13 protein-coding genes are annotated in these 13,576 nt (G+C 67.8%); 5 read left to right on the forward strand and 8 right to left on the reverse strand.

Annotation, left to right across the window (positions count from 1 at the left end; genetic code table 11):
- The 3 genes from AC5Y4T_RS16765 to glpX are packed head-to-tail and all read right to left on the reverse strand — an operon-like array spanning position 1 to position 3,583.
- Positions 1 to 1,017 carry a hypothetical protein gene (locus AC5Y4T_RS16765; RefSeq protein ID WP_499954368.1) on the reverse strand — a complete coding sequence of 339 codons (1,017 nt, stop codon included), beginning with the start codon at positions 1,015 to 1,017 and terminating at the stop codon, positions 1 to 3.
- A 53-nt stretch (positions 1,018 to 1,070) separates the two neighbouring features.
- Positions 1,071 to 2,477: a class II fumarate hydratase gene (locus AC5Y4T_RS16770; protein ID WP_499950535.1), complete on the reverse strand. Its 1,407-nt coding sequence runs from the start codon at positions 2,475 to 2,477 to the stop codon at positions 1,071 to 1,073.
- A gap of 26 nt (positions 2,478 to 2,503) precedes the next feature.
- Positions 2,504 to 3,583, reverse strand: coding sequence for a class II fructose-bisphosphatase (gene glpX / locus AC5Y4T_RS16775; protein ID WP_499918343.1), 1,080 nt, complete (start codon positions 3,581 to 3,583; stop codon positions 2,504 to 2,506).
- A gap of 55 nt (positions 3,584 to 3,638) precedes the next feature.
- On the opposite strand from glpX, the gene AC5Y4T_RS16780 reads away from it, so the two are divergent.
- The 3 genes from AC5Y4T_RS16780 to AC5Y4T_RS16790 are packed head-to-tail and all read left to right on the forward strand — an operon-like array spanning position 3,639 to position 6,731.
- Positions 3,639 to 4,337 (forward strand): DUF4245 domain-containing protein, encoded by a 699-nt coding sequence (locus AC5Y4T_RS16780; protein ID WP_499918342.1) that lies wholly within the window; start codon positions 3,639 to 3,641, stop codon positions 4,335 to 4,337.
- Positions 4,338 to 4,369: 32 nt separating this feature from the next.
- The gene (locus AC5Y4T_RS16785; protein ID WP_499954370.1) at positions 4,370 to 5,167 is read left to right on the forward strand and encodes a dienelactone hydrolase family protein; all 798 of its coding nucleotides are present in this window, start codon (positions 4,370 to 4,372) and stop codon (positions 5,165 to 5,167) included.
- A 25-nt stretch (positions 5,168 to 5,192) separates the two neighbouring features.
- Positions 5,193 to 6,731: a carboxylesterase/lipase family protein gene (locus tag AC5Y4T_RS16790; protein WP_499954372.1), complete on the forward strand. Its 1,539-nt coding sequence runs from the start codon at positions 5,193 to 5,195 to the stop codon at positions 6,729 to 6,731.
- Here the strand turns inward: AC5Y4T_RS16790 and AC5Y4T_RS16795 are convergent.
- The 4 genes from AC5Y4T_RS16795 to AC5Y4T_RS16810 are packed head-to-tail and all read right to left on the reverse strand — an operon-like array spanning position 6,728 to position 10,000.
- Positions 6,728 to 7,828: a 3-beta-hydroxysteroid dehydrogenase gene (locus tag AC5Y4T_RS16795; RefSeq protein WP_499954374.1), complete on the reverse strand. Its 1,101-nt coding sequence runs from the start codon at positions 7,826 to 7,828 to the stop codon at positions 6,728 to 6,730. The two genes, AC5Y4T_RS16790 and AC5Y4T_RS16795, sit on opposite strands and share 4 nt — an antisense overlap.
- Positions 7,829 to 7,888: 60 nt before the next feature.
- Entirely contained in the window at positions 7,889 to 8,158 is a 270-nt protein-coding gene (locus AC5Y4T_RS16800; protein ID WP_499918338.1) for an exodeoxyribonuclease VII small subunit, read from the reverse strand.
- A complete protein-coding gene (xseA, locus tag AC5Y4T_RS16805; protein ID WP_499918337.1) occupies positions 8,148 to 9,404 on the reverse strand; it encodes an exodeoxyribonuclease VII large subunit in 1,257 nt (418 codons plus the stop codon). The genes AC5Y4T_RS16800 and xseA overlap by 11 nt, the downstream gene beginning before the upstream one ends.
- Complete coding sequence (locus tag AC5Y4T_RS16810; RefSeq protein WP_499950540.1) at positions 9,401 to 10,000, reverse strand: lipid droplet-associated protein; 600 nt, start codon at positions 9,998 to 10,000, stop codon at positions 9,401 to 9,403. Before AC5Y4T_RS16810 ends, xseA begins: the two co-directional genes overlap by 4 nt.
- An 89-nt stretch (positions 10,001 to 10,089) precedes the next feature.
- Here AC5Y4T_RS16810 and AC5Y4T_RS16815 point away from each other — a divergent pair, with 89 nt between their 5' ends.
- Entirely contained in the window at positions 10,090 to 11,100 is a 1,011-nt protein-coding gene (locus AC5Y4T_RS16815; RefSeq protein WP_499918335.1) for a 4-hydroxy-3-methylbut-2-enyl diphosphate reductase, read from the forward strand.
- A 69-nt stretch (positions 11,101 to 11,169) separates the two neighbouring features.
- On the opposite strand, the gene AC5Y4T_RS16820 is transcribed toward AC5Y4T_RS16815, so the two are convergent.
- Positions 11,170 to 12,354, reverse strand: coding sequence for a DUF6542 domain-containing protein (locus tag AC5Y4T_RS16820; RefSeq protein ID WP_499954377.1), 1,185 nt, complete (start codon positions 12,352 to 12,354; stop codon positions 11,170 to 11,172).
- A 140-nt stretch (positions 12,355 to 12,494) separates the two neighbouring features.
- Between AC5Y4T_RS16820 and ychF the strand changes: the two genes are divergently transcribed.
- A complete protein-coding gene (gene ychF, locus AC5Y4T_RS16825; RefSeq protein ID WP_499954379.1) occupies positions 12,495 to 13,568 on the forward strand; it encodes a redox-regulated ATPase YchF in 1,074 nt (357 codons plus the stop codon).
- Positions 13,569 to 13,576 lie beyond the last annotated feature (8 nt).

Here is a 13,576-nt window from a genome sequence, read left to right on the forward strand (position 1 = left end):
TCAGGACTTGGAGACCTTCAGCGCGGCAATGATTTTGCCGACGAGATCGGCCGAAGCGGCATCGCCGATGGGTGTGCTGCCGATGAAGACGGTGACCGGCTTGGTGTCGACGGCGATGATGGTGACCGAATCGCCCTTGACGTTGCGACTGGGGTCGGCGATCGTGACGTCGGCGTCGACCCGCACGGCCTTGGTGCCGTCGACGGTGATCGACGAAGACTTCGTCGGTCCGAGCGTAGGCTGCGCGTTCGCGTATCCGGGGCCCGCGACGATGCATTGCATCAACTTCGTGGCTTGGGCCGAAAGGTCCATGCTGGGAACGAAATTGGTGACGGCGACCTCCGCCGTCATCATCCACTGATTGGCCCCGGGCACGTCCTGGGCAACTCCCAGTCCGCCGATCAGGTTCGGGCCCTGGTCGTCGGAGAACACCGTCCACCCGCCCGGCGCGGCGCTGGCCGGGAACGAAAGTTTGCCCGCGGCAAGCGAGTCGGTCCGTGGCATCTCGCCACCGGACACGTTCGGGGTGCAATCGGTCGCGTTCTGCGCAGAGTTCTTCGGCTGCGAGACCGAGGTGCTCGTTGTCGAGGGCGCCGTGGCCGGCTTGTTGTCATGGCCGCCGCGCATCACCAACAGCGTCACCACCAGCGCGATGACCGCGAGCACGACCAGACCGGCGACGATCAGCCACGGCAGCTTCGAGCCGCGACCACCCGGCGGCGGCCCCGGGGGGTAGGGCCCGCCCGGGCCGCCCGGCGGAAACTGCTGTCCGGGTTGGGGATACTGCTGGTAGGGGGCGCCACCGGGCGGGGGGTAGGGGTACGCGCCACCCGGTGGGTACGCGTATGGACCGCCTTGCGGGTAAGGACCGGGACCGCCCGGCGGGTAGGGTCCCGGACCGCCTTGCGGGTAGGGGCCGGTACCGCCCTGCGGCTGGCCGCCCCAATTCGGGTCCTGCCCATACGGATTGGTTCCGTAGGGTCCCTGGCCGTAGGGACCGCCGGGAGGAGCCGTCATGGAAAACCACCCTTACTCTCGTCGACCACAGCCGTCACCGGATGACGGCCGGTTCAGTCTTCGGGCTTGACCTTGGCCATCGCCAGCACGTCAAGCCGCCGGTCGAGTTCGTCGATCGACAACTTGTCGCCGATCAGGCCGCGATCGATCACGGTCTGCCGAATCGTCTTGCGCTCCTTGAGCGCTTGTTTGGCCACCGCGGCGGCCTCCTCGTAGCCGATCGCCGAGTTCAGCGGCGTCACGATGGACGGCGACGACTCGGCCAGCTCGCGGAGGTGTTCGACGTTGGCGGCCAGCCCGGTGATGCAACGCTCGGCGAACAGCTTCGACACGTTGGTCAGCAGCTTGAAGGACTCGAGGACGTTGCGGGCCATCATCGGGATGTAGACATTGAGCTCGAACGCGCCGTTGCCACCGCCCCACGCGACGGCGGCATCGTTGCCGATCACCTGCGCGGCGACCTGCGTAACGGCCTCGGGCAGAACGGGATTCACCTTGCCGGGCATGATCGAGCTGCCCGGCTGGAGGTCGGGCAGCTGGATCTCGGCGAGGCCGGTCAGCGGGCCCGACCCCATCCAGCGAACGTCGTTGGCGATCTTGGTCAGCGACACCGCGATGGTGCGCAGCGCGCCGGAAGCCTCGACCAGCCCGTCGCGCGCCGCCTGTGCCTCGAACGAGTTTGCCGCCGTGCGCAATTCGCTCAGGCCGGTGGAGGCGACCAGCGTTTCGACCACCTTCGCGCCGAAACCGTCGGGAGCGTTCAGGCCGGTGCCGACCGCGGTGCCACCGATCGCCAGTTCACCCAGTCGCGGCAACGTGGCGCGTACTCGTTCGATCCCCGCCTCGACCTGCCGGGCGTATCCGCTGAATTCCTGACCGAGCGTCACCGGGACGGCGTCCATCAGGTGGGTACGGCCCGACTTGACCACGGTGTGCCACTCGCGAGCCTTGCCGGCCAGGGCGTCGTGCAGCACCTCGAGCGCCGGGATCAGATGACGCACGGCGGCCTCGGTGGCGGCGATGTGGGTTGCGGTGGGGAAGGTGTCATTCGACGACTGCGACATGTTGACGTCGTCGTTGGGGTGCACCGTGACACCGTTGGCGGCGGCGATGCTGGCGATCACCTCGTTGGTGTTCATGTTGGAGCTGGTGCCCGAACCGGTCTGGAAGACATCGATGGGGAACTGGTCGTCGTGCTGGCCGTCGGCGATCTCGGCCGCCGCGGCGATGATCGCGTCGGCCTTCTCGGGCGCCAGCAGCCCGAGGTCCTTATTGACCTGCGCGCAAGCGCCCTTCAGCAAGCCCAACGCGCGGATCTGGGTGCGCTCCAGGCCGCGACCCGAGATCGGGAAGTTCTCGACCGCGCGTTGGGTTTGGGCGCGCCACAACGCTTTTGCGGGCACACGGACCTCGCCCATGGTGTCGTGCTCGATGCGGTACTCGGTGTCGTCAGCGGCCATTGAGTGGCGTCCTCGCTCTCGGTCGGTCAGGGCAGGGGATAGGCGGCGGAGGTGTCGCCGGTGAAGTCGATGGCGGAGTACTCGTTGAGTTTCGAAAGCCGGTGGTAGGCCTCGATCATCCGGACCGTTCCCGACTTGGACCGCATGACGATCGACTGCGTGGTGCAGCCGCCGGGGTAGTACTGCACGCCCTTGAGCAGATCGCCGTTGGTGACCCCGGTGGCGCAGAAGAACACGTTGTCGCCGGACACCAGGTCCTCGGTGGTCAGCACCTGATCCAGGTCGTAGCCCGCGTCGATGGCCTTCTGGCGTTCGTCGTCGTCCGTGGGAGCCAGCTGCGCCTGGATGGCGCCGCCCATGCAGCGGATCGCGGCGGCGGCGATGATGCCTTCGGGCGTGCCGCCGATCCCGGCCAGCATGTCGGTGCCCGAGTGCGGCCGGCAGGCCGAGATCGCACCGGCGACGTCGCCGTCGGTGATCAGCCGGATCCGCGCCCCGGTGGTCCGCACGTCCTCGATCAGCTTGGCGTGCCGCGGCCGGTCCAGGATGCACACGGTCATGTCGCGCACCGACAGCGCCTTGACCTTGGCGACGGCCTTGATGTTCTCGGAGATCGGGGCGGTGATGTCGAGCACGTGCGCGGCCTCTGGCCCGACGGCGATCTTGTTCATGTAGAACACCGCCGACGGGTCGAACATCGCGCCCCGGTCGGCCACCGCCAGCACCGAGATGGCGTTGGGCATGCCCTTGCTCATCAGCGTGGTGCCATCGATCGGGTCCACCGCGAAGTCGCACTCCGCGCCGTCGCCGTTGCCGACCTCCTCGCCGTTGTAGAGCATCGGAGCGTGGTCCTTCTCGCCCTCGCCGATGACGACGACGCCGCGCATCGACACGGTGTTGACCAGCTCGCGCATCGCGTCGACGGCCGCCCCGTCGCCGCCCTCTTTGTCGCCGCGTCCTACCCAGCGACCGGCGGCCATGGCGCCGGCCTCGGTGACCCGCACCAGTTCCAAAGCCAGGTTGCGGTCCGGAGCCTCACCACGCGGTCGGCCCTGCGCTGAGGCCTGGCCGGCGGCGGCGGTCGAGCGGTCGCCCTCAACTGTCATGGTTGTCGATTGTCCCAGAAGCGGATCGGTCCGCTGGAACTGGGATACTTGGAGGATGACGGAGGAGCCGCCGCTGAATGCCCAGCTCGATGGGAACGTGGCCGGCGCGCCGTCTCCGCAGGCCGGACCCGCTCCCAGGCCGGCGAAGCCCCGGCTGTTGCAGGACGGCCGGGACATGTTCTGGTCCCTGATTCCGCTGGTCATCGGGTGCGTTGTGCTGGCCGGCATGCTGGGCATGTGCTCCTTTCAGCTGGGCAGCCACCAGGGCCCCGCCCCGTCGTATGACGCCGGCGCGGCCCTGCGTGCCGACGCGTCCGCGCTCGGCTTTCCGGTCCGGCAACCGCGGCTTCCCGCGGGCTGGCAGGCCAACTCCGGCCACCGCGGCGGCATCCAGGGCGGACGGACCGACCCGGCGAGCGGTCAACGGGTGAACGCGCCCATCTCGGTCGTCGGCTACATCAGTCCGACCGGGATGTATCTGAGCCTGACCCAGAGCAACGCCGACGAGGACAAGCTCGTCAATTCGATCCACCCGTCGGCCTACCCGACCGGAGCGGTCGATGTCAGCGGAACCAGCTGGGTGGTCTATCAAGGTTCCGGCCAAGACGGCGCGGACGCCGAGCCGGTATGGACGACCCGACTCAACGCTCCCGGCGGCGCCACCCAAATTGCGATAACCGGCGCCGGAAACACCGATCAGTTCCGTACGCTGGCGTCGGCGACGCAATCGCAACCGCCTTTGCCGAGCCGCTAGCTCACCCGCGCGAGCAAAGGGATCCTGTCAACGTGACTGCACCAGAGGCTGATCTGTCCGGATGGTCGGCGGCACCGTTCAGCGGTGAGGGATACACCCATGACGTCTACCGCAAGGGCAGTGGCCCGGGTGTGGTGCTGATCCCCGAGATTCCCGGAATCCACCCCGGTGTGCTAGCCCTGGGTAATCACCTGGTAGACAACGGCTTCACCGTCGCCATGCCGTCTTTGTTCGGCGAGCCGGGCAAGGCCAAGACGGCCGGCTACATCGCCAGTACGATCGGGCGGGCATGTGTGGCAAGGGAATTCGCGGCGTTCGCGTTGAACAAGCAGCGGCCGGTGTCGCTGTTCCTGCGTGCGCTGGCCCGTGATCTCAACGCGTCGACGCCCGGCAAGGGCGTCGGCGTGATCGGCCAGTGCTTCACCGGCGGGTTCGCGCTGGCGGCCGCGGTCGACGACAGCGTGCTGGCGCCGGTGCTTTCGCAGCCGTCGGTCCCGTTTCCGCTGGGAGCCGCGCGCCGTCGCGATCCCGGCCTGAGCGAATCAGAACTGGCCGCCGTGGCCGATCGGTGCGCCAACGACGGCCTGTGCGCGATGGGGCTGCGGTTCAGCGAGGACAAGGCGGTACCGCGCGAGCGGTTCGTGACGCTCAAGGAACGCCTCGGCGACGCCTTCGAGGTGATCGACATCGATTCGAGCCCCGGCAATCAGCACGGCTTCGGCAAGATGGCGCACTCGGTGCTCACCGACGAGGTCCGCGAGGTCGACGGCCACCCCGCCTACCAAGCCCGCAAGCGCGTGGTCGAGTTCCTCACGCAACGCCTTTTCTAGGTTCCTCAGGAGATTTCGCGCGCGCATGGCAATCGACGACCTCGTGGTCGAAACCAGCTACGGCCCGGTCCGGGGCGGGCAAGAGGAGGGCGTCAAGGCGTGGAAAGGCCTGCGGTATGCGGCCGCGCCCGTCGGTGAGCTGCGGTTCCGCGCGCCCGAACCGCCCGCGCCGTGCGCCGAGGTCGCCGATGCCACCGCCTTCGGGCCTGCCTGCCCGCAACCGGTATTTCCCAACCTGCCAATAGATTTGGGTGCGCCGCAGGGTGAAGATTGCCTGCGGCTCAACGTCTGGGCGTCCTCTGGCACCAAGCCGGATGACGCCAAGCCGGTGATGGTGTGGGTGCACGGCGGCGCCTACGTCCTGGGGTCGAGCAGCCAGACGCTCTATGACGGCCGCAGACTGGTCAGCCGCGGCGACGTGGTGGTGGTGACCGTCAACTATCGGCTCGGGGCGCTTGGCTTTCTCGACCTGTCATCGTTGGACACCGCGGGCCCGCGTTTCGACTCGAACGTCGGGCTGCGCGACGTGCTGGCGGCGCTGGAGTGGGTGCGCGACAACATCGCTGCCTTCGGCGGCGATCCGCGGCGGGTGACGCTGTTCGGCGAGTCGGCGGGTGCCGCCATCGTCACCACGCTGCTGGCCAGCCCCGCGGCCGAAGGTCTGTTCGCTCGGGCGATCGCGCAAAGCTCGCCGGCCACTTCGGTGTACGACCGCGAGCGTGCGGGGCGGGTGGCGAGGGCATTCCTCGACCGGCTCGGAATCACCCCGTCGGAATCTCAACGGCTGGTGGAGATCCCGACGGCGGCGATCCTGGCCGCGTCGCAACGGGTGTTCGACGACGTGCCGGTGCGCAACCCGGGGACGCTGGCGTTCGTCCCGATCGTCGACGGCGACGTTCTGACCGACTACCCGGTCAAGCGGGCGCAAGAGGGCCGCTCACATCCGGTCCCGCTGATCATCGGCACCAACAAGCACGAGGCGATGCTCTTCCGGTTGCTGAGATCGCCGCTGATGCCGATCACTCCGAGAGCGATCACGTCGTTGTTCAACCAGATCGCCGCCGAGCAGCCCGATCTGCAGTTGCCCACCGAAGAGGAGATCGTCTCAACGTATTCGGGATTGCGGCGCAGGGCTAGGAGTTTGAGCATCGCGACGGACGTCGGCTTCCGGATGCCGTCGGTGTGGCTCGCCGAGGGGCACGCCCGCGTGGCACCGGTGTATCTCTACCGGTTCGATTACGCCACCCCATTGCTGAAGCTCACGATCGGGGCCGCGCATGCCACCGAATTGCCTTACGTCTGGGGCAATCTCGGTGCGCCCAAGGATCCGACGCTGATGCTGGGCGGCACCAAGTCCGCCAAGGCGGTGTCCAAGAGGGTGCGGACCCGATGGATCAATTTCGCCGCGAACGCCACGCCCGCGGGCCCCACCGGTGAGCCGCAATGGACGCCGTATACGGACGAGCGCTCCTGCCTGATCATCGATCGCCGTGACGCCCTGGCGCACGACGTCGATGCCAACATCCGTGCCGCGTGGGGCAGCGAGATGGTCAGCTTTCGCTAGGCGGATGCCTTGTCCGCCAGGGCCTGTCGCTTCATTTCGCCGAACATCTCGACGTAGTACGACAGGCATTCCGACAGGGCCTGCTCGGTATTGAACAGGGGTTGATACCCGAGATCGCGGGAGGCTTTCGCGATCGAGAAGAAATTGTCCAGATACAGCCGCTCGACGGCGAGCGGCTCGAGCAGCGGCGCCGGTATCCCGAACCGAAAATGCAGCCGCTGCCAACCCGTCATCGCCGCACGCACCATGGGGCCGTTCACCCGGACCCGCGGCCACCTCTCCCCGCAGGCCTCGACCACCGGCCTGGCGAACTCGAACATGTTGATCGGCTCGGCATCGTTGATGAAGTAGGCCTGGCCGGGCGCGGTGCCGCCGGGCGTCAGGTGTTGCGCCGCCAGGATGAAACCGTGAATCAGGTTGTGCACGTAGGAGTTATCCAACCGGGCCGACTTGCGCCCGATCAGCACCTTGACGTGGCCGGCGATCACGCTTTCGAACAGCTTGCGGAACATCGTTTGGTCGCCGCGGCCCCAGATGCCACTGGGGCGAATCGCACACGTCAACAGGCCGTCAACGCCGTTCTGGCCCAAGACGAATCGTTCGGCGATCACCTTTGTCTCGGTGTAGAGGTCGTTGAACCGGTTGGTGTAGGGCAGCGTCTCGTCGCCGCCGGCGATGTTCTGGCCGCCCATGACGACGCTGTTCGACGAGGTGTAGACGAAGCGCTGCACCCCGGCGGCCTGCCCGGCCCGGACCAGGTTCTCGGTTCCCCCGACGTTGACCCCGAAGCTGCGCTGCCGGTACTCGTCGGTCACCGAGGCGCCGCCCATCAGGTCGATGATCGCCGCGGTGTGGAAGACGGTGTCTATGCCGTCGACCGCTTGGGCGCACACGGCCGTGTCGGTGATGTCGCCCTGCAGTACCTCAAGTTGCGGATGTGGAGGCAGCGGCGAGGGCGCACGGTCGAAGGAGCGGACCTGATGTCCACGGTCGAGCAAGGTGGACACCAGGTTGGCGCCGACGAATCCGGAGCCCCCGGTGACCAGGACGCGGCCGAGTTCGGCCGTCAGTGATGCATCACCCATGGCCGAAAGCATAACTGAAACGTGTTCCAGTTTGGGAAGAAATTTTCGATTCGACCCTCCGCGACCCCGAATTCAGGTGTCGTCGGTGTCGCCGGCCGCCAGCGTGTCTTCGATTCTCTTGCGGGCGCCAGCTAAGTGTTCTTCGCAGCGTTTAGCCAGCTGTTCGCCTCTTTCCCACAATTTCAGCGACTCGTCTAAGTCCAAGCCGCCTTGCTCGAGCGCCCGCACGACTTCGATCAGTTCGTCCCGGCACGCCTCATAAGCCAGGTGACTAATAGGTGTAATCGATTCGCCCTCCGCTGGGGTGCTGGAGTCGTCCGCGCCGTCGCTTTTACGCGCCATCGCCGCGTCCCTCGCTCACCGCGGCCACGGCGCCGTCGGCCACCCGCACCCGCAGCCGCGTGCCGGCCGGTGCGTCGTCGACCGAACGGAGCACGCGGTTCGTCGCCCCGATGGCTTGCACGGTGGTTTGCACGATGGCATAACCGCGGGCCAGCGTGGCCGCCGGCCCCAACGTCGCCAGCCTGGCGCTCAGGTGGCCGACGCGTTCGGTCTCGGTGGCGGCCAGCCGCGTGATGTCACGCCGGATCGCCGATCGGGCGCGGTGAACCTCGTCGGCGCGCGCCGTCAACGCCGCCAGCGGCTCGGCCAGCACCGGGCGGCTGCGAATCTGGGCCAGCGCCCGTTGCTCGCGGGACACCCAGTTGCGTAACGCGTGTGCGCTGCGCCGGCGCAGGTCGTCGATCAGCCGCTGCTCGGCGGCGGTATCGGGCACCACCTTCTTCGCCGCGTCGGTGGGGGTCGCGGCGCGCAAATCGGCGACCAGATCGCACAGCGGGTTGTCGGGTTCGTGGCCGACCGCACTGATCACCGGGGTGCGGCACGCCGCGATGGCGCGGCACAGCGTCTCGTCGGAGAACGGCAGCAGGTCCTCCACGCTGCCCCCGCCGCGGGCGATCACGATCACGTCGACCTCGGCGTCGCGATCGAGTTCGCCCAGCGATTCGACGATCTGGGCGACGGCATTGGGTCCCTGCACGGCGGTGTTGCGCACCGCGAAGCGCACCCCGGGCCAGCGTGCGGCCGCAACAGTGGTCACGTCGCGTTCGGCGGCGCTGGCCCGGCCGGTGATCAATCCGATCTTGTTGGGCAAGAAGGGGATCGGTCGCTTGAGTCGAGGATCGAAGAGCCCCTCGGCATCCAGCAGCCGGCGCAGCCGATCGATGCGGGCCAGCAGCTCGCCCACACCGACAGCGCGAATCTCGGTGAGCCGCAACGAGAATGTGCCCCGGCCCGTGTAGAACGACGGCTTGCCGCGCACCACCACCTGCGTGCCTTCGGCCAGCTTCACCGGCGCGGCAAGCACCAGGTCGCGCGGGCACGTCACGGTCAGCGACATGTCGGCGGCCGGGTCACGCAGCACCATGAACACGGTTTTGGAGTCCTGCCGCATCGAGATCTGGGCAAGCTGGCCCTCGACCCAGACGGTGCCGAGCTTGTCGATCCAACCCGCGACCCGAATGGCCACCGCGCGCACCGGAAAAGGGTTCTCGGCGGAGTTCGGTTCGGAGGTAACGGCCGGGGTCACTTCGCGTTCGCGCGGGTGATCCTGTTGGCGAGCAGCGTCTGGAACGGTGCGCGGCCCTTCGTGGCCTGCTCGTAGGCCAGCAGGGCTTCGAGGTCATCCACACTCAGCGATTGCAGACGGGCGCGCAGCTGCGCCAGCGTCAACGACGAGTAGTCCAGCTCGGTGACCACCTCCGGTTGCGGAACCGAGGCATTGGCGGCCGGCTTCTTGGATTGGCGGGCGGACGTGGTCAGCGCGCCGGCATCTTCGTGCGCGTCGGCCACCGAGTACAGCGCGAACCGGCCCTCGGCCCGGCGCTCGCCCTCGCCGCCGTCTTGCGCGGGGAGGTAGGCGCTGTCGATCGCGTCGTTGATGTCCTCGTCGAAGGTCGCCCATTCCGGCTTCTCGTCCTTGGGCGGGAAGATCGATTCGAGGGTGCTGTCGCCCTTGATTGCCAGCTCGGCGAGGTTCTGTTGAAAGCGCATCACGATGTGCGCCGCTTGGCTGGCCAGTGTCATCGGGTACATCAGGATGGTTTTCGGCAGCCTGATGGTCTCCTCGACAGCGACTGTTGCCGCGCCGACCAGCAGCCGAACTCCATACGGTGCAGTGCCCATGGGTCCAAGATTGCCCTAAGCGGCGGCTAACTCCAAGCCCACCGGCGCGAGCTGGCAACCCTGTGTCGGCAGTCAGTACCCTGGACGGCATGCCGCCGACTATCGACATGGGGATTCCCGGCCGTGTGGGAGGACCAGCGCGATCGGCAGCCGGCGACCCAGTCCGTAAGCGAGTGCTCCTGGCCGAACCGCGCGGCTATTGCGCCGGCGTGGACAGGGCCGTGGAGACCGTGGAGCGCGCATTGGAAAAGCACGGCCCACCGGTCTACGTGCGTCACGAGATCGTGCACAACCGCCACGTCGTCACCACGCTGGAGAAGGCCGGTGCCGTGTTCGTCGAGGAGACCGACGAGGTCCCCGAGGGCGCGATCGTGGTGTTCTCCGCGCATGGTGTCGCCCCCACGGTGCACGCCGCGGCCGCCGATCGGAACCTGCACACCATCGACGCGACCTGCCCGCTGGTGACCAAGGTGCACAACGAGGCCAGGCGATTCGCGCGCAACGACTACGACATTCTGCTCATCGGCCACGAGGGCCACGAGGAGGTCGTCGGCACCGCCGGTGAGGCGCCCGACCACGTGCAGTTGGTCGACGGGGTCGCCGCCGTGGACAACGTGACGGTGCGCGACGAGAACAAGGTGGTGTGGCTGTCGCAGACGACCCTGTCGGTAGACGAGACCATGGAGATCGTCGAGCGGCTGCGGCAACGGTTCCCGAAGCTGCAGGACCCGCCCAGCGACGACATTTGCTACGCAACCCAGAACCGGCAGGTCGCGGTCAAGGCGATGGCGCCGGAGTGTGAGCTGGTGATCGTCGTCGGGTCGCGCAATTCATCGAATTCGGTGCGGCTGGTCGAAGTGGCGCTCGGTGGCGGGGCTGCCGCCGCGCACCTGGTCGACTGGGCCGACGACATCGACCCGGCGTGGCTGGAAGGCGTCACCACCGTGGGCGTCACCTCAGGGGCATCGGTCCCCGAGGTCCTGGTGGAGGGCGTGCTGGCACGGCTCGCCGAGTGCGGCTTCGACGTGGTGCAGCCGGTCACGACCGCGCAGGAGACCCTGGTGTTCGCTCTACCGCGCGAGATCCGGTCCGTTCGCTAGGGGCCGCGCGGCGCCTCGGGCGATGGTGACGACCCGCTACGCCCGGCTACGCCGCGCTTGCGATCGTCACTAGACGTCGTACTCCCACGATTCCGCCGGTGGCCGTCCGGGCGTCCGCGAGCGGCTGCGGCGCTCGGTGCGTGGCTCGCGCGGCGGGTCTTGCGAGCCCGAGCCCCGGTAGCGGACCTGCGAAATGGGGTGATGGGTCGTGTTGGAGCCGTTTGACGGGGGCCGCCGGCGCCTCGGTTCGTAGGACGGCTGGTACGGCTCGCGGCTCTCGTAGCGGCTCCCGTAATTGGTGCCGCTCGGCGGGTCATATCGGTCGCCGTAGGACTCGAGACCGTCGAAACGGCTGCTCCGCGGGGTGGGCCGCTCGTAGGGATCGCGGCGCGTGCGCGGTTCGCGACGGGGTTCCCGGGGCGCTTGGCCGCGCGAATCGGGGTCGGCGTCCGGCCGGGGCCGGCGGCGCGGGCGCCGGGGCGGCTCGGTGGCGTCATAATCGCGGGCCGAGGCGGCGCCGCGCCGGGTGCTGCGTCGTTCGCGATCGGGCCGCTCGGCCGGTTCAGATCCCTCGCCCAAAGACTCGCGGGAATGCCGGGAGCGGGTGCGAGCCGAACGCGTGGTGCGTGTCGTGCCGCGGGTCCTCGACGAAGACCCCGACCTGCGGCCGCGGCGGGAACCGGCGGTGTCTTCGGCGTTCTCCGCGTCGTCATCGGGCTGCAGCGCCGACTGCGCTTTGGCGACGATGCCGTTGAAGAAGGACTTGACGTCGACACTGGCGCCGCCCGAAGCGTCCTCGGAGGCATTCGTCGTGGTGGTTTTCTTGTAGCCGTTTCCGAAATACCAGCGGGCCAGCCCGATCGCCAGCACGGCACCGGCGGTGCCCAGCATCAGCGGGAAGCGCTCGATCAGCGGGTAGCCGCAGTTGATCAGCAGGTCTTTGAGGCGGCCGACCTTGGCGTCGTGGAACAGCCAATAGGCGCCCGGGACCGCGGCGAATAGGATCAGGGGCGGCTGGATGATCGTCGTGAAGATGCCGTCCTGGCGCACCGCCAGCACCGCCGCCACGCAGCCGGCTATATAGAAGCCGGCGAAGACGTGGGTCAGCTCTTTGTGACCAGCGTCGATGCCGTAGCCGATGGCGGTCGCGGTGACGGCGATAAGCAGCGCTGCGTACCAGGGCACGCCTGGGATGTTTGGGTGGATCGACCGGTGAGCACCCTCCACCGTCGAACTTGCCCGCTGTGCTGACACATGTAGACCGTACCGGGAATGGGCCGAAAGGCCCGTAAATACCTCGTAGGGATCCTGGCGTGCCATGCCGGGGTGCGCCTCGGCGGTGACCAACGGTCCCCGGCGCCGACCGGCGCCGAGACACCTAGACTTGGTTCCCCGTGAGCCTGAGCCTGGGAATTGTGGGTTTGCCCAACGTCGGCAAGTCGACCTTGTTCAACGCGCTGACCCGGAACAACGTGGTGGCGGCCAACTATCCGTTCGCGACGATCGAGCCCAACGAGGGCGTCGTCCCGCTGCCCGACCCTCGGCTGGACAAGCTGGCGGAGATGTTCGATTCCGAGAAGGTCGTGCCGGCGCCGGTGACGTTCGTCGACATTGCCGGAATCGTGAAGGGCGCCTCCGAAGGGGCCGGGCTGGGCAACAAGTTCCTGGCCAACATCCGCGAGTGCGACGCGATCTGCCAGGTGGTGCGGGTCTTCGCCGACGACGACGTCGTGCACGTCGACGGCAAGGTCGATCCGGGCTCCGACATCGAGGTGATCGAGACCGAGCTGATCCTCGCGGACCTGCAGACCCTCGAAAAGGCGGTCCCGCGGCTGGAGAAGGAGGCCCGCAACAACAAGGACCGCAAGCCCGTGCACGAGGCGGCCGTCGCCGCGGAGGCCGTGCTCAACACCGGCAAGACGCTCTTCGGTGCCGGTGCCGACACGTCGCTGCTGCGCGAACTGAACCTGATGACCACCAAGCCGTTCCTGTACGTGTTCAACGCCGACGAAGCCGTGCTGACCGACGATGCCCGCAAGGCCGAGCTGTCGGCCATGGTCGCACCGGCCGATGCGGTGTTCCTCGACGCGAAGATCGAGGCCGAACTGCAAGAGCTGGACGACGAGTCGGCCGCCGAGCTGCTGGAGTCCATCGGCCAAACCGAACGTGGGCTAGATGCGTTGGCGCGAGCTGGATTCCACACCCTCAAACTGCAGACCTATCTGACGGCGGGCCCAAAAGAGGCGCGCGCGTGGGTGATTCACCAGGGCGACACCGCGCCGAAGGCCGCCGGCGTGATCCACACCGATTTCGAAAAGGGCTTCATCAAGGCCGAGATCGTCTCCTATGACGACCTGATCGCCGCCGGCTCGATGGCGGCGGCCAAGGCCGCCGGCAAGGTCCGCATGGAGGGCAAGGACTACGTCATGGCCGACGGCGACGTGGTGGAGTTCCGCTTCAACGTCTAGTCAGCCGC

This window comes from Mycobacterium sp. NGS11, from assembly GCF_059813315.1.

Bases quoted from the DNA above. Each gene is read 5' to 3' on its own strand.
- AC5Y4T_RS16765 (WP_499954368.1), bottom strand. From the start codon at position 1,017: ATGACGGCTCCTCCCGGCGGTCCCTACGGCCAGGGACCCTACGGAACC.
- AC5Y4T_RS16770 (WP_499950535.1), bottom strand. From the start codon at position 2,477: ATGGCCGCTGACGACACCGAGTACCGCATCGAGCACGACACCATGGGC.
- glpX (WP_499918343.1), bottom strand. From the start codon at position 3,583: ATGACAGTTGAGGGCGACCGCTCGACCGCCGCCGCCGGCCAGGCCTCA.
- AC5Y4T_RS16780 (WP_499918342.1), top strand. From the start codon at position 3,639: ATGACGGAGGAGCCGCCGCTGAATGCCCAGCTCGATGGGAACGTGGCC.
- AC5Y4T_RS16790 (WP_499954372.1), top strand. From the start codon at position 5,193: ATGGCAATCGACGACCTCGTGGTCGAAACCAGCTACGGCCCGGTCCGG.
- AC5Y4T_RS16795 (WP_499954374.1), bottom strand. From the start codon at position 7,828: ATGCTTTCGGCCATGGGTGATGCATCACTGACGGCCGAACTCGGCCGC.
- AC5Y4T_RS16800 (WP_499918338.1), bottom strand. From the start codon at position 8,158: ATGGCGCGTAAAAGCGACGGCGCGGACGACTCCAGCACCCCAGCGGAG.
- AC5Y4T_RS16810 (WP_499950540.1), bottom strand. From the start codon at position 10,000: ATGGGCACTGCACCGTATGGAGTTCGGCTGCTGGTCGGCGCGGCAACA.
- AC5Y4T_RS16815 (WP_499918335.1), top strand. From the start codon at position 10,090: ATGCCGCCGACTATCGACATGGGGATTCCCGGCCGTGTGGGAGGACCA.